Below are 22,380 nucleotides of genomic sequence, written 5' to 3' on the forward strand. Positions count from 1 at the left end.
ATTCGCACGCCTCGAAGGGCGGCATCCGGGGCGTGTGCCCCTGTTACCGACGTCGCGTCAGGCGGCAGATCAGACGGCGACTTTTCCCGGGGGACGACCCTCAGGAATGTGCCGAGGGAATTCGGGGGGCGGTTTCTTAGGTGAGCCGTTGGTGGGTGTCCTAGCCGCCTCGCCCGACCTCGCGAGAGGCATGTGGCAGGTGCTGGTCCCTGCGCGGTCCCCAGCAAGATCGTTTAGGAGTCTTCGCGGGCGGCCCGCTCTACTGATGGAACGTCATGCAAAAGGCCGCTGACCTGGGATTTCTCCCGGTCAACGGCCTTTCCGACTCACGTCGGGACGACAGGATTTGAACCTGCGACCCCTTGACCCCCAGTCAAGTGCGCTACCAAGCTGCGCCACGTCCCGTGGTCTCGGTGCCTGCAGCGGGGCCTGGGGGGCTCTGCTGTGGGCTTCTCGACCTTGTCTCCGGTTGTCCCGGCGACGTGGAAAACAATACAGCACGTCGGGGGGTGCTCGCTGCCAGGTTTGAGGGGTGGGGTGGGTCAGGGGGTCGGGTGGCGGGCGTCGTAGGCGAGGAAGGCGGGGCGGCGGGCGGCGAGGAGGAGCACGGCGGCGACACAGGCGAGGCCGCCGCTGATCACGGAGGTGGCGGGGTTGGTGAGGGCGGCGACGGTGCCGGATTCGAAGTCACCGAGGCGGGGGCCGCCGGCCACGACGACGATGAAGATCCCTTGGAGGCGGCCGCGCATCTCGTCCGGGGCGGCGACCTGCATCATCGTGTTGCGGAAGATCATGCTGATGGTGTCGGCGCAGCCCGCGACGGCGAGCAGCAGGAGGCCGAGCCAGAGGTTGTGGAGGACGCCGAAGACGGCGATGGCGAGGCCCCACGCGACGACGGCGGCGAGGACGGCGACGCCTTGGCGGTTTACGCGGCTGACCCAGCCGGAGAAGAGCGCGCCGATCAGGGCGCCGACGGCCGGGGCGGAGACCAGCAGGCCGACGGTGCTGGCGTCGCCGTCGTAGAAGGTGACCGCGATGGCGGGGAAGAGGGCGCGCGGCATGCCGAAGACCATGGCGGCCAGGTCGGCGAGGAAGCTGGTGCGCAGGTTGGGTTGCTCGCGCAGGAAGCGGAGGCCGTCGAGGACGGAGGCGCGGCCCTTGCGGTCGCCGAGCGGGCGCATGGCGGGTAGGCGCCACATCGCGTAGAGGGTGCCGGTGAAGGCGACGGTGTCGAGCAGGTAGGCGGCCTGGGCCCCGTACACGCCGATGAGGACGCCACCGAGCATCGGGCCGATGGTGAGGCCGAGGTTCATGCTGACGGTGTTCAGGGCGTTCGCGGCCGGGAGCTGGTGGGTGGGCACCAGCCGGGGGATCATCGCGGAGCGGGCGGGTGAGCTGAGGGCGAAGAACCCGGCCTGGACGGCGACGGCCGCGTAGAGGACGGTGACCAGGCCGAGGCCGGCCAGGGCCTGCGCGGCGAGGATCGCGGAGACGACCGCCAGGCCGCCCGAGCCGATCAGACCCAGCCTGCGCCGGTCGACGGTGTCGGCGATGGCGCCGCCGTAGAGGCCGAAGGCGACCAGCGGGACGAGGGAGAAGATGCCGACCAGGCCGGTCGCGAAGGCGGAGCCGGTCAGCTCGTAGACCTGGACGGAGACGGCGACGGCCGTCATCTGCTGGCCTATGGAGGAGACGGCCTGGCCGAGCCAGACCCGGCGGTAGTCGACGTGGTCGCGCAGCGGGCTGAGGTCGGCGAACGCCCGCCGGTACCACGGCGCGGCGGTGGCCACCGGGTCCGCCGGCAGGTCGCCGGCGGCCACGGCGTCGGACATCGCGGCACCTGCGGCTGCGGCGCCGGCGGCCGCAGCGACGGGTGCCGATGCGCCGCCCGCCGGGTCAGGCGCGGGCTCGGCGGCGGGCGGAGCGTCCGCCGACGCGGCGGAGATGGAATGTTGATCGTTCGACATAGTCCTCCATGCTCCGCCCCGCCCCCGGCTGCCCCCGCACCGGGGCCCGCCCTCGACACCGCTGAGCCGACCGGCCCCCGTTGCCGCGCACCCGTCGCCACGAGCCCACGGTCGCACCCGCCGGTCTACCGGCTCAGCACCTGCTTCTCCCCCGCCTCCACCGCGAAGTCCAGCCGGTTGCCCGGCGGCGGGAACGGGCAGATGAAGTGGTCCGAGAAGGCGCATGGCGGCAGGTAGGCCCGGTTGAGGTCGAGGACCGTACGGCCGTCGGCGTCCGGCGCCGGCAGCGTGATGAAGCGGAAGCGGTAGCTGTCGATGCCGCTGCCCGCGTCCGCGATCACACCGCTGAGGCGGTTGCCCGACCGGCTGACGGTCAGCGTGCGGTGCTCGCCGGCCACGGTGAAGGCGATCTGCCCGGTGACGGCCAGTGGACGCTCCTTGCCGTCCGCGTTCGGGACCACGACCGACCGGGCCTCGTCGTCGAACGGGGTGAAGATCGCGGGCACGGCCCACTCGGGCGCGTACGCGTAGGCGGAGATGCCGGCGAAGGCGGCCCGGCGCGGCGCCGCCGGGTCGAAGACCCGCAGGGCCAGTTCGCCTTCACGCTCGATCGGGACGAGCAGCAGGTCGCCCAGGGTCGCGGTGTCGGCAGCCGGGTCGCTGTCCGGGCGCAGCAGCAGCTCGCCGTCCACCGGCCCGTCCGTGCCCGTGACGGTGATGCCGTCGCCCGCCTTCGCCCGGCCCCGGACGCCTTCGGTGTCGGCCCACCAGTGCCCGGGCAGGCCGGGGATCTCGGCGGGCTCGGGCTCCAGCCAGTGCGTGCCGGTGAGTGCGAGCTGGCCGTGCGGCGAGCTCACGGACGCCGCCCGCCCGTCGCTCCAGTGCTTCCAGTCCTCCGCGGCCGTCGCCGTCATCGGTCCACCCTCCCGGTCGGTCCGCGGACGGCCCGCCGTTCGGGCCGCCCGTCTCCTCATCCACAACACCGCCCGCTCGGACGGATCATTCCCACCGGTCCGAAGCCGCCGAAACGCAACACGGCGGCGACGCACCGAGACACCGCACAACTCGGAACACACACCACGGATCACGATGACGGATCACGGGTCGCGAAGCACGGATCACGGATCACGGATCACACGACGCCTACCCGTCCCGGCGCTGCAGCGGCCGGAACAGCCCCTCCTGCATCACGGACACCACCAGTTGCCCGTTCCGGTCGAAGATCTGCCCGCGCGCCAGGCCGCGCGCGCCGTGTGCGATCGGGGATTCCTGCTGGTACAGCAGCCAGTCGTCCGCCCGGAACGGCTGGTGGAACCACATCGCGTGGTCCAGCGAGGCCATGTCGAAGTGCCGCTCGCCCCACAGCGGCTCGACGGGGGCGCGGACGGCGTCCAGCAGCGTCATGTCGCTGGCGTAGGTGAGGGCGCAGACGTGGATCAGCGGGTCGTCCGGCAGCGGGCCGTTGGTGCGCAGCCAGACGCCGCTGCGTGCCTCGACGCCGACCAGTTCCTCCTTGGTCCAGCGCAGCCGGTCGACGTAGCGGACGTCGAAGGGTTGGCGGCGGCTGATGAACGGGGGCAGTTCGCCGAGCCGGGAACCGACCTCCTGCAGGGCGCTGGGCAGGTCCTCGGGGGCGGCGACCTCCGGCATCGGGTACTGGTGCTCGATGCCGCCCTCCTCGGGTCTGTGGAAGTCGGCGGTGAGCGCGAAGATCGACCGGCCGCCCTGGATGGCGAGCACCCGGCGGGTGGTGAAGGAGCGGCCGTCCCGGATCCGGTCGACCTGGTAGACGATCGGCACACCGGGCACCCCGGGGCGCAGGAAGTAGGCGTGCAGTGAGTGGACGGGGCGTTCGTCCTCCACCGTGCGGCCCGCCGCCACCAGCGCCTGCCCGGCGACCTGGCCGCCGAACGTACGCTGCAGTGCCTCCTCGGGGCTGCGCCCGCGGAAGATGTTCAGTTCGATCTGCTCGAGGTCGAGCAGATCGACAAGGTCGTCGACGGGGGTACCCATGAGCACGCTTCCTCTCCGGACTCCGATCCTTCCGGATGCGGACTCCGATCGAATTCTCCAGCTCACTCGAATTCTCCGGCGACCCGGGTCATTCCCGCTCACCGTGTCCAAGTCTCCATTTCACTCGAACGAGTAAACGAGTCGACGAACAGCTGACGGAAACCGCCCGATCCCTCCCGGGCACGCGTCCCTACGCCCCAGCCCCGCCGCGCCCCTACGCCCCCAGCCCCGACTCCCGCACCGTGATGTTGAGCCGCCCCACCAACCCCAGCTCCGGCTCCGCCGTCCCCGGCAGCGTGCGCACCACTCCGTGGTACGCGAACCGGGCCGGGCCGCCGAACACCAGCAGGTCCCCGCTGCGCAGCTCCAGGTCGGTCCACGGCCGGGTCCTGGTCTCGGTGTTCCCGAGCCGGAAGACGCAGCGGTCGCCGAGCGAGAGCGAGACCACGGGCGCGTCCTTCCGCTCGTCGCGGTCCTGGTGGAGGCCCATCTTGGCGCCGTGCGGGTAGTGGTTGACGATCGCGACGTCCGGCTCGTACGACGCGGCGCCCGCGATCTCCGGCAGCACCTCTCCGTACGCCCGGGCGACGGCCCGGCGGGCGAGGCTGCCCAGCTCGGGCGGGAACGGCTTGACGGGCGCGCCGTCCTCGGCGACCCGCCGGTACCCGTAGGGGTACCAGTGCCACCCGAGGCTCACCATCCGTACGGACATCATCCCGCCGGTGGGCATCCGCACCGTGTGCAGACCGGCCGGCGGGCGGGCCCACTCCCGGCAGGCGGCGATCAGGCGCAGCTGCGCGTCGAGGTCCAGCCAGCCGGGGAGCAGGACGGCGCCGGGAGCGGGCTCGAGGCGCGCACGCGCGCCGGTCCCGGAAGTCCCCGCATCCGCCGGGTCCCCCGAACCCCCGGAATTCCCCGAAGCGCTCGAGGTTCCTGGGGCCCCGGCTGCCCCGGGCAGGTCACCGAACAGCTCGCCCTGGATCACCCCACCATCCTCCCGCACCTCCCCTACCCGGGCCCAGTCCCGGCCCCAACCCCGGGCCCACCCCCGGGCCCGGCACCGCCGCTCCGGGCTGCCCCGCCCCCGAGCATCCCCAGTTCCCGCGCACAGGAAGGCCAGGCCTCCCACCCCTGCCGCCGTACGATCTCCTCGCCCACGGTCGTCTGCTCCCGCCGACTCGCGTGGTCCGGTCGGTCGGCGAAGCGCAGGCCGTCGGACTCCTCCCAGGTGGAGGGCCGGATCTGCAGCCCGCCGTAGTAGCCGTTGCCGGTGTCCGCCCGCCAGTCGCCGCCGCTCTCGCAGTCGGCGAGCTCGTCCCACACCAGGTCCGCAACTCGGACGGCAGCGTCGGCCCGCACGGCACCCATGGCAACCGCCAGCACCAGCATCACGGCGGCACCACCCCGGACCACAGCCCGACGGCGACCTATCGCTTCATCACGCGAATGCGGCATGGCAGCCGAGCCTAGGCACGCCAGGCGCCACCCGCCACGAAACGCCGACGGCCGCTCCCCCACTCGGCGGAGTACCCGCGCGAGGGAGAAGCGGCCGTGGGAGCCGGAGCCGCTGGCACATCCGAGCAGCCGGTGTCAGCCGCTCACGAGGCCTCAGGACTTTTGAGTCTCAGGACCTCCGAGCCTCAGCAGCTCGGATACACAGCAGCCCGGTTACACAGCTCGGATACGCAGCTCAGATGCTCAGATGCTGAGGGTCTGACCGGGGAAGATCAGGTCCGGGTTGCCACCGACGACCTCGGCGTTGTTCTTGTACAGGTCGTGCCAGTCCAGGCCCTGCGCGGCGGCGATGGAGCTCAGGGTGTCACCGGACTTGACGGTGTAGTTGCCCTTGGCCGGCTTGGCGTCGTTCGAGCCGGTCCATGCGTCGGCGCCCTTGTCGGCCTTCGGGGCAGCAGCCTTCGGGGCAGCAGCCTTCGGCGCGACGTCAGCCTTGGGCGCGGCAGCGGCCTTCGGGGCCTGCGCCGGCTTGGCGGCCGGGGCGGCGGGCTTGGCAGCCGGGGCGGCCGGAGCGGCCGGCTTGGCGGCGGTCGAGCCGGAGGTGGCGCCCGCCGAGGTGTCGACGGCGGCCGGGGCGCCGCCCTTGGTCAGACCGGCCTTGACGGAGCAGACGGGCCAGGCGCCCGGGCCCTGCGAGGCGAGGACCTTCTCGCCGATGGCGATCTGCTGCGCCTTGGTGGCCAGGTTGGCCTGCGAGGCGTAGGCGGTGCCACCGAAGGCGGCCCAGGTGCTGGAGGTGAACTGCAGACCGCCGTAGAAACCGTTGCCGGTGTTGATGGCCCAGTTGCCACCGCTCTCGCACTGGGCGACAGCGTCCCAGGTGGAGACCGAGGCGGCGGAGGCCGAGGTGGCCGTGACGAGGCCGGCCACCGGCAGGGCCGCGACAGCGGCGCCCGCCACGACAGCCATCCGAACGCGGTTGCGCTTGGTGGCGGTGGAGGTGGTGGCAGCGGCGTTCTCGTTACGGAAAGTCATGAGGTTCCTCTCGACAGCCCCGGGCGGACATGCGGAACCAGACCCCGTGAGGGGCCGCGTTCGCTTGCCGCGTCCGTCGGGCGGCCGTGCACGTGTCGGACGTGCCGCTGCCGCCCCGGCCACCCAGCCACTCGCCGACGACCTGTTCGAGCGATCGCGTCGGCGGGCACCGGCCGCACCCGGCGGACCGGGGGGCTGTGCGTCGGGGGTGAACCCGGGTGGCGCTCGTTGCGCCGACCAAGAAGCTACGAGCCGGTCGCCGGGGATTCCAAAACTCGAACGGTCTGCCCAGCTCAGCCAAGGGTTACCGGCGGTAAGACCAACACAATCATGTCTGAAATGTCGGATTTGGCCATTGATTCCTAGATCAAACACCCCCGCCGCGTGACTCACCTCACCGCTTCATTCCGGCAGTCCCGTCACCGACATCGACAGATTGCGACCACGAGAACACGCATCGCGGTCGGATAGGGGGCAATTCCCGTCAGCCTCGACGGGCACCCGTGACGCCTGACACAAGGGCCCGTTGGTCATGTCGACCTCCCCCTGTCCGCCCCCGAAGCCCCATCCGCATCCATCCGAGGAGACCCTGTGCCGCGCATGCTCGACGTCAGCGACGAGGTCCGGTCCGAGATCGGCGACGACGAAGCCGACCGCCTACTGGGCGGCGACCGCGCCCCCGACAGCTACGAGTGCACCTCCTGCCGGACCCCCGGTGACACCCATGTGGAGCCCACCAGCACCGTGCTGTTCGTCGGCGACGAGACCGCCGTGCTCGCGTTCGCGCACGCCCGCTGCATCCCCTCCCAGGTGGTTCCGGTCTCCGAGGCGCAGCTGGTCGGCGCCGTCCGCAGCATCAGCCAGGCCCAGACCGGCGCCCCGGACCTCGCCCTCCCCACCGCCCCGGCACCGGGCCCGGCCACCCCCGCCGAGTCCGCGGCCCAGTCGCCCGCCCCCGGCCAGGCCGCCATCCTCGGCATCACCTGCGGGCTCGTCCTGCACGGCAAGGTCGGGCACGCCTCGCTGGTGGTCGAGCCCACCGGCCCGGTGGGCCGCCCCGGCAGCACCTCGGGCGAGGACGAGTTCCTCGACCTCCTCCAGGACGCCGGCTTCCAGCCCGTCACCAACCTGGACGAGACCCCGGAGCAACTGGCCGGCTGGTCGGTCCTGGTCGCGATGGGCAAGCTGCACGCGATCCTGCAGCCCGCTGCCGCCGGTGGCAGCACCGGCTGGTGGCAGGCGCACCAGCCGCTCCAGGTCACCGACGCCTGGCGGATGGCCGCGAGCCAGCTCTCCGAGGTGACCATGTACGCCGTCCCGGCCGGCATGGTCGGCCGCCAGCCCCGCGAGGACCTGCTGCGCCAGGCGCTGGAGCGGGCGGTGGCGCTGGGCCAGGTGGTCGCCGCCTCCCTCCCGCTCGCCGGCACCTGATCCGCCTCCTCCCCTCTCTACGCGCCGGACGGCGGCCGCCTCCACCTCGGGCCGCCTCCGGCGCGGGCTCGCGCCCCGTAGCCCGGCGCACCGTGCGCATCCGCGTCGCCCCACACCGCGCGCTTCCCCCGCATGAGCCGCTCGCATGGAACGCAACACATGAGCGCCACTCATGAGGAGCTCCGCACCGCACATGAGCATCACTCATGGGCATCGGCATATGAGCATGACGCATGGGCGCCGCACATGAGCAACATGCATGGGCGCCCCTCGCATGAGCGTTGCTCATGGGCCCCGCACCTGAGCAGCACGCATGGCGCCCCCCGCATGAGCGCCCCGCATCCCCCGCCCCTCTCGCTCGTTGGCCCCTACGTGTACAGCTACGACGTCTCCGCGTCTCCCGGCCGCTCCGCCAGCGCCCCCCGCTCGATCCCGGGCATGCGCCCGTCGTACGACGCCGAGCACCCGCACTCCATCACGCCGATCTACGACGAGCTGTACTCCGAGTACCGGCGCCTCTTCCGTGCGCTGCCCGGCGACCGCTCGGGCGAGGAGGACCTGGCGTTCACCGGCTTCGCGGTCCGCGACGGCTACCCCCTGCTCGGTGAGCAGCGTCCGCACCCGCCCCAGCACCAGGCCTTCCACACCCTCGCAGGCCAGATGCCGGGCCTCCCGCAGTTCCTGTCGTCCCAACCGCACGGCACGGGCTTTGCCTCCGGCCACAACGGCGGCCACCACAGCGGGCACACGGGCAGCCACCAGCACAGCCACCACAGCCACACCGGCAGCCACCACCACGCCGGGCACCACACCGGAACCCACACCGGGCACCACCCCGGAGCCCATGCAGCCCACGCGACCCACCCCAACCCCGCCGCCACCACCAGCAACGGCCTCGGCCACACCGCCCCACCCCCCACTCCCGCCCCCACCTCCAACCCCAACCCCGCCCCAAACTCGGTCCAACTCGCCGGCACACCACCCCAGTTCACCAACGGCCAAGGCTGGATCGCGGCCGGCTACCTCGGCCCGCTCCCGCACCCGGTGTCCGTACCCGCGCCCGCACCGCCCGCGCCACCCGCACCATCCCCGGTGATGGGTACCGTCACCGGGCTCGCCACCACCCCGTCCACCGGCGGCCGCCACCGCCAGATGCTCTCCCTCCCCCCGGGCCGCAACGGCGATCACCACTGACACACCGCCCCACCGGCGCACAGAAACGCCGAAAGGCCCCGCCACCACCGTGACGAGGCCCTCCAGCCGTAGGTCCGTCGCCCGACTACGACGACGTACTACCGGACGTACTTACTGCTGCTACTACTTCCTCTTGCGCTTCTCCCGGACCCGCACCGAGATCGAGATCGGCGTCCCGACGAAGCCGAACTCCTCACGCAGCCGGCGCTCGATGAAGCGCCGGTAGCCGGCCTCCAGGAAGCCCGAGGCGAAGAGCACGAAGCGCGGCGGACGGATGCCCGCCTGGGTGCCGAACAGGATGCGCGGCTGCTTGCCGCCCCGGATCGGGTGCGGGTGGGCGGCCACCAGCTCGCCGAGGAAGGCGTTCAGGCGCGCGGTCGGGATGCGGGTCTCCCAGCCCTCCAGCGCGGTCTCGATCGCCGGGACGAGCTTCTCCATGTGCCGGCCGGTCTTGGCCGAGACGTTGACCCGCGGGGCCCACTGCACCTGGACGAGGTCGCGCTCGATCTCGCGCTCCAGGTAGAAGCGGCGCTCCTCGTCCATCTGGTCCCACTTGTTGTAGGCGACGACGACGGCACGCCCGGCCTCGACGGCCATCGAGATGATCCGGGTGTCCTGCTCGGCGAGGGTCTCGCTGGCGTCGATCAGGACGACCGCGACCTCGGCCTTCTCCAGCGCGGAGGAGGTGCGCAGCGAGGCGTAGAAGTCGGCGCCGGCGGTCAGGTGGACCCGGCGGCGGATACCGGCGGTGTCCACGAACTTCCAGGTCTTGCCGCCGAGTTCGATCATCTCGTCGACCGGGTCGCGGGTGGTGCCGGCCACCTCGTTGACGACGACGCGCTCCTCGCCGGCGACCTTGTTCAGCAGGCTGGACTTGCCGACGTTCGGTCGGCCGATCAGCGCGATGCGGCGGGGGCCGCCGGGGGCGCCGTCGCCGAAGGTCTGCGGCGGGGCCTCGGGCAGCGCGGCCATGACGGCGTCGAGCAGGTCGCCGGAGCCGCGGCCGTGCAGGGCGGAGACCGGGTACGGCTCGCCCAGGCCGAGCGACCACAGGTAGGCGGCTTCGGCCTCGGTGGACGGGCCGTCGACCTTGTTGGCGCACAGGACGGTCGGCTTGCCCGCCCGGCGGATGATCTTGATCAGGGCCTCGTCGGTGTCGGTGGCGCCGACCTTGGCGTCCACGACGAACAGCACCGCGTCGGCCTGCTCGATGCCCAGCTCGGCCTGGGCGGCCACCATGGCATCGATGCCGAGGACGTCGATCTCCCAGCCGCCGGTGTCGACCACCTTGAAGCGGCGGCCGTTCCAGGTGGCCTCGTAGGTCACCCGGTCACGGGTGACGCCCGGCTTGTCCTCGACGACGGCCTCGCGGCGGCCGATGATGCGGTTCACCAGGGTCGACTTGCCGACGTTCGGGCGGCCGACCACCGCCAGCACCGGCAGTGGGGCGTACTCGGCGCCGTCGAAACCGTCGACGGCGTCCATGTCGAAGCCCTCTTCGGCGGCAAGGGCCATGAACTCGGCGTAGTCGGCGGCGTCCAGCCCACCGTGATCGGCGGCGGAGTGCTCTGCGGTCATGTTCGTCTGTTCCGTTTCCCGGCCCGGCCCTTCCCAGGGGCGTGCCGTGCGTACCTGCCCCGTTCGGGGCAGCGCGATGGTTGTCTCCGCGGCGCCTTGGCGGCCCGCGGTTCACTCAGTGGCCGGACCGACGGCAGTCGGACCGGCAGTACTTCACACCGACAGTGCTTCCCGCCGACAGCGGTTCAAGCCGACAGCGGTCGGACCGGCAAGGGTCAGACCGAGGACAGCCCGGCCCGCTCCTCCACCAGCGCGGCGATCCGGTCGATCACCTGCTCCAGGGTGAGGTCGCTGGTGTCCACCAGGACCGCGTCCGTGGCCTGGGCCAGCGGGGCCGTCTCCCGGGAGGAGTCGGCGGCGTCCCGGCGGGCGAGATCGGCGGCCATCGCGGTGATGGTCGCCTCGTCCACGCCCTTGGCGCGCAGCTCGGCCGCACGACGCGCGGCCCGGGCCCCCTCGGACGCGGTCAGGAAGACCTTGACGGTGGCGTCCGGGAAGACCACGGTCCCCATGTCCCGGCCCTCGGCGACGATGCCCCGCTCGGCGACCTCGGCGCAGCCGCGCTGCAGCTCCACCAGCCGGGCCCGCACCGCCGGCACCGCAGCCACGGCGCTGACCTGCGCCGTTACCTCGGGGCCGCGGATCGGGCCGGAGACGTCCTGGCCGTCCACCGTGATGGTGGGGCCGTCGGCGTCCGTGCCCGACACGATCACCGGCTTGCCGCACGCGACGGCAACCGTCTCCGGGTCGTTGACGTCGACCTCGTTGGCCAGCATCCACCAGGTCATCGCCCGGTACATGGCGCCGGTGTCCAGGAAGCTCAGGCCCAGCCGGGCGGCGACCGCCCGCGAGACGGTCGACTTGCCGGAGCCGGAGGGTCCGTCGATGGCGACGACGACCGGGGCGTGCGCTCGGTCGGCAGTGTCCACGGGGGCGAACCTCTCTCTGAGCATGGGCGCCGAAGCCTGCACAGGCGGACGGCCGGGGATTGTCTCCCTCAAGGTTAATGGACCGCCGCCGTGACGAACTCCGCCGCCCGCCCCACCCCTGCCGGCAGAGCCCCTCAGAGCCCCGGAAAACCCCCGAAGCCCCGAGCCCCCGAGCCCCGGAAATCCCCCGAGCCTCCGAGCCCGGGAACACCCCGGAGCCCCCGGGGCCCCCGGAACCTCAGTCCCGCACGCTCCACCCGCTCGCCCGCAGGGCCTTCACCAGCCGCTTGACCGCCGTCGGCGCCACCGACAGCTGGACGAAGCCGACCTGCTGCCCGGTCGAGTGCTCGATGTCGACGTCCTCGATGTTGACCCCGGCGTCGCCGACCTCCCCGAACAGTCGGCCCAGCTCGCCCGGCTGGTCGCCGAGGACGACCGCGACGGTCTCGTACCGGGTGGGCGGCGCGCCGTGCTTACCGGGGATCCGGGCCTGGCCGGTGTTGCCGCGGCGCATGACCGCCTGGATCCCGGCCGCGCCCGCCCGCCGCTCGCCCTCCTCGGCGGCTTCCATGGCGCGCAGCGCGGTGACGGTCTCGCCGAGGTCGAGGGCGACCGCGTCCAGGATGTCGGCGACCGCGCCCGCGTTGGCGGAGAGGATGTCGACCCACATGCCGGGGTTGGAGGCGGCGATCCTGGTGACGTCGCGCACGCCCTGGCCGGAGAGCCTTATGGCGGTCTCGTCGGCGTTCTCCAGCTGGGCCGCGACCAGCGAGGACACCAGCTGCGGGGCGTGGGAGACCAGGGCGACGGCGCGGTCGTGCTCGGCGGCGTCCATCACGATGGGCATCGCACCGCAGAGCGCGACCAGCTCCAGCGCGGCGTTGAGCGTCTCGGTGTCGGTGTCGGCGGTCGGGGTGAGCACCCAGGGGCGGCCCTCGAAGATGTCGGCACGGGCGGCCAGCGGGCCGGAGCGTTCGCGGCCGGCCATCGGGTGGCTGCCGATGTAGTGGACGGTGTCGCACCCGAGCGCGGCGACCTCGCTGCCGGGGCCGGCCTTCACGCTGGCGACGTCGGTGTACCAGTGCGCCAGGTTGCGGCGCTGGCAGTCGGCGAGGACCTTGCCGACCAGTGCGGGCGGGACTGCGATGATCGCCAGGTCCACCGGGCCGTCGACCGGTTCGGTGGTGCCCGCGCCGAGCGACTCGGCGGTGCGGGCGGCGTCCGGGTCGGCGTCCTCCAGATGGACGGTCAGGCCTCGAGCGGTCAGGGCGAGCGCGGCGGAGGTGCCGATCAGTCCGGTGCCGACGACGACGGCAGTGCGCATGGCGGGTCGCTCTCCTCATCACGATTCTCGACAGGTGCCGGGACCGTCCGGGAGCACCCGCGCCCCATCCTCCCTCATCGGCCGCGCCGAAGTCCTCACCTGCCACCCGGCAACCACGCGGGCAGTTCCCGGCAGCTCCCGGCACCGGCAACCGCGACGATCCCGCCCCCGTCCCATCCAGTGCACGCGCCGCGCCCGGAAATCCGGCGACGCCCGTACCGAAGCCGGGCAGACTGGCCGCCCGGGGAAGGCCCGGACGAGCAGCCGGGCGGATGAACGAGCGAGCGCACGTACGGGCAAGCGGGCAAGCGCGGAACCCGCGTGACACGACGAGCGGCACGCGGCAGGCAACACGCGAACGAAGGGGTTGCGCATGGACGATCAACACAGCAGTCGGACCGGGCAGACCAAACCGCCGGCCGTACCGGCCCATCCGTCGGTCCTGGACTCCGTGGTGGTGTACGCGGAGGGCGCGGTGTGCCGCCGCCGGGCGACCGTCCCGGTTCCGCGCGGCGGGCGGCTGCGCCTGACCGGCCTGCCGACGTCCCTGGACGGCCGTTCGCTGCGTGCCCGGGTGCTCGCCGGACCGGCCGGCACGGCGGTCACCGAGGCCCGGCTGGAGCGGCAGGCCGAACTCCGCAGGCCGGGCGAACTCTCCGAACTGCAACGGGAGTTGGACGAGGCCACCGAGCACCGCAGCGTGCTCACCGAGCGCCGCCGGCTGGTCCTCGCCACCATCGCCGACACCGCCGCCCTGCGCGCCGTACCGCCGCAGCACCGGCCCGAGGAGCCGCTGCGCCGGACGCCCGCCGACGCCTGGCTGGAGCTCGCCGACTTCGTCGACGAGCGGCTGGCCGCCCTCCAGGAGCGCGCCGAGGAGCTCAACCGGGAGATCGAACTCGCCGACCACAAGCTCGACTTGGCAGCCGACCGGCTGGAGCGGGCGTCCACCGCCGACCGGGCCGAGCCGGTCGCGACCGCCGCCACCGTCCTGCTCACCCTGACCACGAGCAGCACCACGAGCAGCACCACGGACAGCACCACCGCCGAGGGCAACACCGGCAGCACCACCACCGAGGACGCCACGGACAGCACCACCGCGACCCTCGACCTCGAGCTGGAGTACGGCGTCCCCGCCGCCCGCTGGGTGCCCACCTACCGCCTGTCCCACCGGAGCGGCTCCGACGCCGGCCGCCTCGTCCTGCGCGCCGGCGTCGCCCAGCGCACCGGCGAGGACTGGACGGGCGTGCGCCTCGCCCTCTCCACCGCCGACCTCGACCGCCGCACCGACCTGCCCCGGCTCGCCTCACTGCGGATCGGCCGCAGCCAGCCCGCCCCGCCGCCCTCCGGCTGGCGCGAGCCCCCGGCCGGCCTGTCCGACCTGTTCACCGGCTACGACGCGGCCGACGCCCAGGCCCCGCGCGGACAGGCCCGCCGCGAGGACCGCCGCAAGGCCGCGGTGCCGCCTCCGGTCCCGCCCGGGGCCGCCCGTCTCGCCGGCCCCGGGTCGTTCGCCCCCCGGCTGGGCGGGGCCCGCCCGTCCGGCCCCCGTCCGGAGGCCCTCGCCGGGGCGGAGGGCGCCCCACCCGGGCCCTCCGGCCCGTACGGCGGCGGCAGCGGCAGCGGCGGCGGCACCCTGAGCGCCGACGAGCCGACGCCCGCGCTCCCGCCCGCCCCGGGCGGCTTCGCCGGCTACGGCGGCCCGCCGCCGCCCGTCCCCGCCGCCTTCGCTCCCGCCGCCTCGGTCCCCGCCGCCGCCCCGCTCCCGCAGGCCCCGGGCGGGCGCGCGCCGGAGGCGGCCCGCCGCTCCCGCCGGAGCCGCCTCGCCGTCCCGCCCCCGGCCACCGGCTTCGCCCCGGACACCACCCTGCTCGACTATCCGGACCTCGTCCTGGCCGGCCCCGACGAGGCCACCGCCCGGCGCGGCGCCCTGCACCCCCGCCCCGAGCGGGTCGAGCGCGAGGAACTGGACCGGACGCTGCCCGGCGGCAACCCGGGCGAGCAGATCCGCCGCCTCGCCCTCCCCCGCCACGCCGTCCCGCCCCGCAAGTCGGCCGGCTCCTTCGATCACCGCTTCGACGCCGCCGCCCCGGCCGACATCCCGTCCGACGGCACCTGGCACACCGTCACCGTGGACGAGATCCCGCTCACCGTCCGCCCCGAGTACGTCACCGTCCCCGCCGTCGAGGAGAAGGTGTACGCGACCCTGGTACTCGCCAACCGCACCGACCGCGCCGTCCTGGCCGGCCCGGTCGAGGTCACCGTGGACGACGAGTACCTGCTCACGGCCGCCCTGCCTACCCTGGCGCCCGGCGGCATGCGTCGCCTGGGCATCGGTGTCAGCGAGAGCATCGAGGTGGCGCGCCGCACCGAGCTGCGCGAGTCCACCACGGGCATGCTGAAGGGCAACAGCACGGTCCTCGACCACCGGGTGCACATCCGGCTGGCGAACCGGCTCGGCCGCGCCGTCACGGTGGAGGTCCGTGAGCGCGTGCCGGTCACCTCCGATGCCGAGATCCGGATCGAGGAGCGGGCCGACTGGCAGGCTCCGACCGTCTCCACGCCGGAGTGCCCGCCCAGCACCAGGCTCTGGCGGGTCGATCTGCCGCCGGGTGGCAGCACCGAGCTGGACGGCGGCTACCTGATCAAGATCCCGGCCGGAAAGGCCATCGTCGGCGGAAACCGGAGGAACTGATCATGACCGGAGAAACGACCGGGGAAACGACCGGAGCCCTGCCCGGACACACGACCGGAGAAGCAACCGGGCAAGCGACCGGACAAGCGACCGGAGCCACGCCCGGAGCGACGAAGCCCCTCCCCGTCACGGCCGTCACCTGCCTGGAGGACCGCAGCCAGGTCGAGCGGTCGACGACGGTCGCCCTCGCCGCGGGCGTCCAGCGGCTGCGTCTCGGCCCGCTCACCGCCCTCGCCGTCGACCGCACCCTGCGCGCCGAGTCCACCACGCCCGGCGTCCGCGTGCTGGACGCCCGGCTGGTCCGCACCTGGTCCCCGCGCGCCCCGCTGCCGCCCGGCCCGGACGACTCCGACCTGCGCCACCGGCTGCACCGGCTGGACACCGAGAGCCGCCTGGCCGACCAGACCCGGGCCCGGCTGGAGGCCCGGCTGGCCCTGCTCGCCCAGCTCTCCGCCGACCTGCTGCGCGAGATCGGCGAGGGCGCCGGTGTCGGCGAGCTCGAACGCACCCGCTGGTCCCGCGAGCTGGACCGGGTGGACGCCGAGCGCGAGCGCTACGGCGAGGAGCTGCGCGCCGTCCACTCCCGGCTGCGCCGCCTGGAGCAGGAGCGTTCGCAGGCCCTGACCGCCCTGGACGAGGCCGAGGAGGACCCGGCCGAGCTGGTCGCCCACCTGGACCTGACGGTCGAGGCGGCGCAGCCAGGCCCGGCCGGGCTGACCGTCTCCCACCTGGTGCCCTGCGCGCTCTGGCGCCCGTCGTACCGCGCGACCCTGGACGGGGGCGGGCTGCGCCTGGAGTCGGAGGCGGTGGTCTGGCAGCGCACCGGCGAGGACTGGACGAACGCCCGGCTCACCTTCTCCACCGCCCGATCCGCCCTCGCCACCGACCCGCCGGCCGTCGCCGAGGACGTCCTGATGCTGCGCGAGCGAACCGACGAGGAGCGCCGCACGGTCGAGGTCGAGCTTCGCGAGGAGGCGATCAGCGAGCTCGGGCCGACCTCCGAGGTCCCGGGTGTGGACGACGGCGGCGAGGTCCGGGTGCTGCCGGCGCCGGCCCCCGCGACCGTGCCCTCCGACGGCCGGGCGCACCGGGTGCCGCTCGGCGCCTTCACCGGCCCGGCGAGCAGCGAGTACGCCTGCGCCCCGGAGCTGTCCCCGCTGGTCACCCAGGTGGTCCGGTTCCGCAACGCGGCCGGGCATCCGCTGCTGGCCGGCCCGGTCGAGCTGGTCCGCGGCAGCGGCTTCACCGGCCGGGGCGAGTTGCGCTTCACCGCCACCGGCGCCGACGCCGAGCTCTCCTTCGGCAGTTCGGACGGCTACCGGGTGGTCCGCGAGACCGAGGAGCGCCAGGCCACCGCGGGCCTCACCGGCCGCCAGACCACCACCCGCACGGTGCGGCTGCGCCTGTCCCGCTTCTCCGGCCCGGAGGAGCGCGACGAGCGGATCGTCACGGTGCGCGAGCGGGTGCCGGTCTCCGAGGTGTCGGCGGTCGAGGTCCGGCTGCGCAAGGAGGAGTGCGCTCCGGCTCCGGACGCGTTCGACGCCGAGGGCATCGTCCGCTGGGACGTCCCACTCGGCCCGGGCGCCCGCCGCACCCTCACCCTGGTGTACGAGATCACCGCCTCCGCCAAGGTGGCCGGACTCTGACCGCCGCCCGGCGGGTACTCCGACCACCGTCCGGCGGGTGACGGCCGCTCAGGAACAAACCCGGAGACAACGGGTAGAAAAGGAAACATGATCCTCCACCTCGCACCCCTGGACGACTGGCTGGCCGACCCCGGCCGCCCGTACGCCACCGCTTCGCTGCTCACCGACGGGTTCATCCACTGCTCGGCGGACGAGCAGACGGCGCTCGCGGTGGCCAACGCCTTCTTCGCCGACACCCCCGACCCGCTGATGGTGCTGCTGATCGACGAATCGCTGGTGGAACCGATGGTCAAGTGGGAGGCCCCGCACGGCGCCCCACCTCCCGGGGCCACCCCCGACGTGCTCTTCCCGCACATCTACGGGCGGCTGAACCGCACCGCCGTGGTCGGTCTGGAGAAGATCGAACGGGGCCCGGACGGCCGCTGGGCCTCCCTCACCCCCTGGAGCTGAACCTCGAGCTGAACCCGAAGCCGAACCCCGGAGCCGAGCTCACAGCCACCCCCGCTCCCGGGCCGCCATGCCGGCCTGGAAGCGGGTGGTGGCGCCCAGCGAGCGCATCAGGCTCTGCAGCCGGCGCTGGGTGGTCCGGGCGCTCCAGCCGAGCGAGCGGGCGATCGACTCGTCGGTGAGTCCGGCGGCCAGCAGGCCCAGCAGTTTGCGGTGGTCGGCCTCCGGCTCCAGCGACGCGTCCGTGGTGCCGATCGCGGCCTGTAGTCGGACGGCCCGCTCCCACTCCGCCTCGAACAACGTGTCCAGGGCCTGGAGCAGCGCCGAGGGGTGGATCACGTACGCGGCGTCCAGCACGCTGTCGCCGACGCTGATCGGGATGATCGCCATCCGGTCGTCCGAGATGATCATCTTCATCGGCAGCGTCGGCCGGACCCGAGCCTCCTCGCCGTCCGCGACCCCGATCAGGATGTTCTTCTCCAGCCGACCGGGCCAGGCCACCGCCTCCCGGTCGTAGATCGTCCGGAACTTCACGCCCTCGCGCAGCCGTCGCCGCTGCAGCGGCATCGGCGCCACCGGGTCCTGGATGTACGGCGGGCGGTCGAAGCCGCGCACCTGGTACTGGCTGGTGTCGGTGATGTGCTCCAGCCGCTGGGCGATCGCCTCGCCGCCGGTCAGCACCTCCACCGAGTGCGCCGGGTCGGTGTAGCGCGAAGCCTCCCGGAAGGCGTCCATCAGCCGGTGCATCTCGGCCCTGGCCTGCCGCAGTTCGGATTCGCGGTGGCCGATCAGGGTGCCGATCGCGACGTCCGGCGCGACCGCCAGGTAGCGCTGCCGGTCCACCGGCGCCCGGGTGGCCATGCCCTGCTGCGCCAGCCGGTCCAGGGCGCGCACGCCCTGCTGGAGCGTCAGGCCGCAGCCCTGCGCCAGTTCCTCCGCGGTGGACTGCGGATTGGCCACCAGCGCCGCGTACACCTGCCCGTCCGGCTCGGGCAGTCCCAGTGTGCCGAGGGCCCGTCCGCTGACCCGCCCCAGTGGTGCATCGGACACGACGCCGTCTCCCCCTGTTCGCCCTGATCCGCCCCACCGGTGCCCGTGCCGGCGCAAATCTGCCACGCGACGCGGTGGTGGCCCGGCGGCCATCCTCGGCTACGGATCATGACGCTGACAAGGCCGTGACCAGCGGTTGCGTCCCGGCTCACACGACCCGCACACGCCCCACACCCCACAGGGCCCGCACACGCCGCACCGCCCGCCACCCCCGTACAGCCCGCCCCACCCAGCCTTGGCGGCCCGCACCGCCCGCACGGCAAAGGGCCCCCGGCCGCAGCACGGCGACCGGGGGCCCTCAGGGGCGGGCGAACGCGACGGCCTACAGGCCGACCTCGCGCATCAGCTGGCCGACCTCCGGGTTGGTCAGGCGGCGCAGCCAGCCCGACTTCTGGTCGCCCAGGGCGATCGGGCCGAAGTGCGTGCGCACCAGCTTCTCGACCGGGAAGCCGGCCTCGGCCAGCATCCGGCGGACGATGTGCTTGCGACCCTCGTGCAGGGTCACCTCGACCAGGTAGTTCTTGCCGACGTTGGAGATCACCTTGAAGCTGTCGGCGCGCGCGTAGCCGTCCTCCAGCTCCACGCCCTTGGCCAGCTGCTTGCCCAGGTCGCGCGGGATCGGGCCCTGGATGGCGGCCAGGTAGGTCTTGGTCACGCCGTACCGCGGGTGGGTGAGACGGTGGGCCAGCTCGCCGTGGTTGGTGAGCAGGATGATGCCCTCGGTCTCGGTGTCCAGGCGGCCGACGTGGAACAGCCGGGTCTCCCGGTTGGTCACGTAGTCGCCCAGGCACTGGCGCCCGTCCGGGTCCTCCATGGTGGAGACCACGCCGGCCGGCTTGTTCAGCGCGAAGAACAGGTAGGACTGGGTGGCGACGGTCAGGCCGTCCACCTTGATCTCGTCGTTCTGCGGGTCGACCCGCTTGCCCTGCTCGGTGACGCGCTTGCCGTTGACCTCGACCCGGCCCTGCTCGATCAGCTCCTCGCAGGCGCGCCGGCTGCCGATGCCGGCCCGGGCCAGCACCTTCTGCAGGCGCTCGCCCTCGGGCTCGCCGAAGGTCTTGGGCAGCTTGACGGCCGGCTTGTCGTGCCGGGCGAGGACGGCGTCCTCGATCTTGGCCTGCAGCTCGCGCGAGCGCTGCGGCTGACGGCGCGGGTCACCCGGGGCGCCCTGGCCCTCACGGCGCGGACGCGGGGCCGGGCCGGGGCGCCGGCCGGCGAAGCCGCCGCGGGCGGGGGTGGCATTGGGGCCGCCGCCGAACTCGGGGCGGTCGTACTTGCGCTCCTCGGGCCGCAGCGGACGGTCCGGGAAGCGGCGGTCGTCACGCCGGTCGTCGCGTCGGTCGTCCCGACGGCCGTCCCGTCCGTACGAGCCGGAGCCGCCGCGCGAGCCCGAAGCCGAACCCGAACCCGAGCCGCCACGGCCGCCGCCGCCCCCGTAGGAGCCACCGCCGTACGAACCCCCGCGCGCGCCGCCCGAGCCGCCGCGGCCACCACCGCTGCCGCCGCCGTAGGAGGAGGAGCCCCCGCCCCGGCCCCCGCCCTGTCCGCCGCGACCGCTCCCGCCGCCGCTGCTGTTCCTGCCGTTGCCACTGCTACGCATCAAAGTGTCCGTACGTCGTTCCGTCTGGGATGTGCGGTCGTTTCGGCCGACCTCACCGCCCCCTACCGATCGGGCCCGGCCCGACCGGCCTCGCCACTGCCGTCCGCGGACTGCGCGGCGGCGACCGCCTCCGCGATCATCGTGCCCTCCAGGGACTCCGCTTCCACGTCGTCGACCTCGGGCAGGAAGGGAGCAAGCTCCGGCAGCTCATCCACGCCGCGGAGCCCCATCCGTTCCAGGAAGTAGTTCGTCGTCCGATACAGGATCGCACCTGTTTCGGGCTCGGATCCGGCCTCTTCCACCAGTCCTCGCTGTACCAGGGTACGCATCACGCCGTCACAGTTCACACCGCGGACGGCGGAAACCCGCGATCTGGACACCGGCTGCCGGTAGGCGACCACCGCCAGAGTCTCCAGCGCCGCCTGGGTGAGCCGGGCCTGCTGGCCGTCCAGGAGGAAGCGATCGACGGCCGCGGAGCAGGTCTCCCGCGTGTAGAACCGCCAGCCACCGGCCACCAGCCGCAGGTCGAAACCGCGGCCCTGGGCGGTGTAGGAGGCGGACAGCTCGCGCAGCGCCGCCGCCACCTCGGCCCGGGGCCGCTCCAGCACCCCGGCCAGCCGCTCCTCCGCCACCGGCTCGTCGACGACCATCAGGACCGCCTCCAGCTCGGCCCGCAGCCCGGGGCCGGCGGGCTCCCCCGGGTCGGCCGACAGCCCGGGGCCGACCGGCTCCTCGACACCGGAAGTCGACGGAGCCGACTTCTGGTGTACCACCCGGGCGTCCGGATCCACCGGATCCACCGGATCCACCGGATCCACGAAGCCCACCGGATCCACGGGGCCCACCGGCTTCACGGGGTCCGGCAGCAGCGCGAAGGCCGGCTCCAGCCACTCCTCGACCCGCGGCTGCCCCCGCAGCCCCAGCGGGCGCCGCACCGGCCGCCCGCCCTCGTTCCCGCCGCTCATCGCCGCTCGTCCTCCTCCGCCTCGCCCGAGGCATCTCCTCCGGCCTCGCCCGCAGCCTCGCCCGCCGGCCGGTCGAACTCGTCCGTCACCTCGACCACGCCCCGGCCCTCCTCGGCCACCCAGCGCACCCGCAGTTCGCCGAGCGCCTCCGGCTGCTCGAAGGCGAGCACCCGCTCCCGGTACAGCTCCAGCAACGCCAGGAAGCGGGCGACCACGACCAGGGTGTCCGGCGCGTCCTCCACCAGCCGCTGGAACGACGCCTCGCCCAGCGCTGTGAGCAGCCCGACCACCAGCCCGGCCTGCTCCCGCACGCTGACCGGCGGGGTGTGGATGTGGTCCACGTACACGACCGGCTTCGGCCTGGGCTCCATCGCCTTGGCCGCCAGCTCGGCGAGCCGCTGCGGACCGATGGTGATCACCACCTCCGGCAGCAGCTCCGCGTGCCGGGGCTCCAGCCCGACGGCCCGCGGGCGCCGCCGCAGCTCGGCGGCCCAACGCTCGCCGAACAGCGCCGCCGCCCGCTTGTACGCCCGGTACTGCAGCAGCCGTGCGAACAGCAGGTCACGGGCCTCCAGCAGAGCCAGGTCCTCCTCGTTCTCGACCTCCGCCGCGGGCAGCAGCCGGGCGGCCTTGAGGTCGAGAAGCGTGGCGGCCACCACCAGGAACTCGGTCGCCGCGTCCAGGTCCCAGTCCGGCCCCATCGCCCGGATGTGCGCCATGAACTCGTCCGTGACGGTGGCCAGCGCCACCTCGGTGACGTCCATCTTGTGCTTGGCGATCAGGCTGAGCAGCAGGTCGAAGGGGCCCTCGAAGTTGTCCAGTCGCACCCGGAACCCGCCCCGCGACCCGTCCTCGGTCGCGCTCACGGCGGTTTCAGCTGGTTCGGCGGTGCTCGGCATGACGGTCCATCTTCACCCGTCCTCGGCCCCCGTCCCGCCCCGGGCCCCCCGACACGCCGCCCGACGGCCCCGCCCGCGACTCTCAGCCCCGCACACAGGCCCTCGCAGCCCACCGGACCCGCAGGGGGCCCGCGCCCCCGGAAAAGGCCCTC

At 73.5% G+C, this 22,380-nt stretch carries 18 protein-coding genes and 1 tRNA gene; 5 read left to right on the forward strand and 14 right to left on the reverse strand.

Annotated features, from left to right (window positions below; all coding sequences use genetic code 11):
* Nucleotides 1-331: 331 nt before the first annotated feature.
* The 7 genes from ACZ52R_RS37955 to ACZ52R_RS37985 all read right to left on the reverse strand — a co-directional run bounded on the left by ACZ52R_RS37955 (nucleotide 332) and on the right by ACZ52R_RS37985 (nucleotide 6,470).
* Nucleotides 332-405: transfer RNA gene (locus ACZ52R_RS37955), tRNA-Pro, on the reverse strand.
* Nucleotides 406-542: 137 nt separating this feature from the next.
* The gene (locus tag ACZ52R_RS37960; RefSeq protein WP_465755048.1) at nucleotides 543-1,832 is read right to left on the reverse strand and encodes an MFS transporter; all 1,290 of its coding nucleotides are present in this window, start codon (nucleotides 1,830-1,832) and stop codon (nucleotides 543-545) included.
* Between the two features lie 260 nt (nucleotides 1,833-2,092).
* Nucleotides 2,093-2,881: a DUF1684 domain-containing protein gene (locus ACZ52R_RS37965; RefSeq protein WP_465623794.1), complete on the reverse strand. Its 789-nt coding sequence runs from the start codon at nucleotides 2,879-2,881 to the stop codon at nucleotides 2,093-2,095.
* Nucleotides 2,882-3,110: 229 nt separating this feature from the next.
* Nucleotides 3,111-3,980: an acyl-CoA thioesterase II gene (tesB, locus tag ACZ52R_RS37970; protein ID WP_465623796.1), complete on the reverse strand. Its 870-nt coding sequence runs from the start codon at nucleotides 3,978-3,980 to the stop codon at nucleotides 3,111-3,113.
* 214 nt (nucleotides 3,981-4,194) lie between these two features.
* Entirely contained in the window at nucleotides 4,195-4,806 is a 612-nt protein-coding gene (locus ACZ52R_RS37975) for an alpha-ketoglutarate-dependent dioxygenase AlkB (RefSeq protein WP_465755051.1), read from the reverse strand.
* 182 nt (nucleotides 4,807-4,988) lie between these two features.
* The gene (locus ACZ52R_RS37980; protein ID WP_465755052.1) at nucleotides 4,989-5,369 is read right to left on the reverse strand and encodes a transglycosylase family protein; all 381 of its coding nucleotides are present in this window, start codon (nucleotides 5,367-5,369) and stop codon (nucleotides 4,989-4,991) included.
* A gap of 309 nt (nucleotides 5,370-5,678) precedes the next feature.
* On the reverse strand, nucleotides 5,679-6,470 hold the full coding sequence (locus ACZ52R_RS37985; RefSeq protein WP_465755049.1) for a transglycosylase family protein: 792 nt from the start codon (nucleotides 6,468-6,470) through the stop codon (nucleotides 5,679-5,681).
* 591 nt (nucleotides 6,471-7,061) lie between these two features.
* On the opposite strand from ACZ52R_RS37985, the gene ACZ52R_RS37990 reads away from it, so the two are divergent.
* On the forward strand, nucleotides 7,062-7,901 hold the full coding sequence (locus tag ACZ52R_RS37990) for a hypothetical protein (protein ID WP_465623799.1): 840 nt from the start codon (nucleotides 7,062-7,064) through the stop codon (nucleotides 7,899-7,901).
* Between the two features lie 327 nt (nucleotides 7,902-8,228).
* Nucleotides 8,229-9,095, forward strand: coding sequence for a hypothetical protein (locus tag ACZ52R_RS37995; RefSeq protein WP_465664287.1), 867 nt, complete (start codon nucleotides 8,229-8,231; stop codon nucleotides 9,093-9,095).
* Between the two features lie 123 nt (nucleotides 9,096-9,218).
* Here ACZ52R_RS37995 and der read toward each other — a convergent pair whose 3' ends face one another.
* The 3 genes from der to ACZ52R_RS38010 form a co-directional block, all read right to left on the reverse strand.
* A complete protein-coding gene (gene der, locus ACZ52R_RS38000) occupies nucleotides 9,219-10,673 on the reverse strand; it encodes a ribosome biogenesis GTPase Der (protein WP_465623801.1) in 1,455 nt (484 codons plus the stop codon).
* Between the two features lie 215 nt (nucleotides 10,674-10,888).
* A complete protein-coding gene (cmk, locus tag ACZ52R_RS38005) occupies nucleotides 10,889-11,602 on the reverse strand; it encodes a (d)CMP kinase (protein WP_360500509.1) in 714 nt (237 codons plus the stop codon).
* Nucleotides 11,603-11,840: 238 nt separating this feature from the next.
* Nucleotides 11,841-12,926, reverse strand: a complete 1,086-nt coding sequence (locus tag ACZ52R_RS38010) for a prephenate dehydrogenase (RefSeq protein ID WP_360500506.1) — start codon at nucleotides 12,924-12,926, stop codon at nucleotides 11,841-11,843.
* Nucleotides 12,927-13,299: 373 nt separating this feature from the next.
* Between ACZ52R_RS38010 and ACZ52R_RS38015 the strand changes: the two genes are divergently transcribed.
* The 3 genes from ACZ52R_RS38015 to ACZ52R_RS38025 all read left to right on the forward strand — a co-directional run bounded on the left by ACZ52R_RS38015 (nucleotide 13,300) and on the right by ACZ52R_RS38025 (nucleotide 17,717).
* Nucleotides 13,300-15,621, forward strand: a complete 2,322-nt coding sequence (locus tag ACZ52R_RS38015) for a DUF4139 domain-containing protein (RefSeq protein ID WP_465623804.1) — start codon at nucleotides 13,300-13,302, stop codon at nucleotides 15,619-15,621.
* 2 nt (nucleotides 15,622-15,623) lie between these two features.
* Complete coding sequence (locus tag ACZ52R_RS38020; RefSeq protein WP_465623805.1) at nucleotides 15,624-17,267, forward strand: mucoidy inhibitor MuiA family protein; 1,644 nt, start codon at nucleotides 15,624-15,626, stop codon at nucleotides 17,265-17,267.
* 87 nt (nucleotides 17,268-17,354) lie between these two features.
* Nucleotides 17,355-17,717 (forward strand): DUF952 domain-containing protein, encoded by a 363-nt coding sequence (locus tag ACZ52R_RS38025; RefSeq protein ID WP_360500499.1) that lies wholly within the window; start codon nucleotides 17,355-17,357, stop codon nucleotides 17,715-17,717.
* Between the two features lie 39 nt (nucleotides 17,718-17,756).
* Here the strand turns inward: ACZ52R_RS38025 and ACZ52R_RS38030 are convergent, their stop codons facing one another.
* The 4 genes from ACZ52R_RS38030 to ACZ52R_RS38045 form a co-directional block, all read right to left on the reverse strand.
* Nucleotides 17,757-18,764 (reverse strand): helix-turn-helix domain-containing protein, encoded by a 1,008-nt coding sequence (locus ACZ52R_RS38030; RefSeq protein WP_465623806.1) that lies wholly within the window; start codon nucleotides 18,762-18,764, stop codon nucleotides 17,757-17,759.
* Between the two features lie 322 nt (nucleotides 18,765-19,086).
* Entirely contained in the window at nucleotides 19,087-20,364 is a 1,278-nt protein-coding gene (locus ACZ52R_RS38035) for a pseudouridine synthase (RefSeq protein ID WP_465623808.1), read from the reverse strand.
* 62 nt (nucleotides 20,365-20,426) lie between these two features.
* Nucleotides 20,427-21,014 (reverse strand): SMC-Scp complex subunit ScpB, encoded by a 588-nt coding sequence (gene scpB, locus ACZ52R_RS38040; protein WP_396289408.1) that lies wholly within the window; start codon nucleotides 21,012-21,014, stop codon nucleotides 20,427-20,429.
* A 311-nt stretch (nucleotides 21,015-21,325) separates the two neighbouring features.
* Nucleotides 21,326-22,228 carry a segregation and condensation protein A gene (locus ACZ52R_RS38045; RefSeq protein WP_465664286.1) on the reverse strand — a complete coding sequence of 301 codons (903 nt, stop codon included), beginning with the start codon at nucleotides 22,226-22,228 and terminating at the stop codon, nucleotides 21,326-21,328.
* Nucleotides 22,229-22,380: the final 152 nt, after the last annotated feature.

The sequence above is a fragment of the Kitasatospora sp. NPDC034023 genome (genome assembly GCF_055575795.1).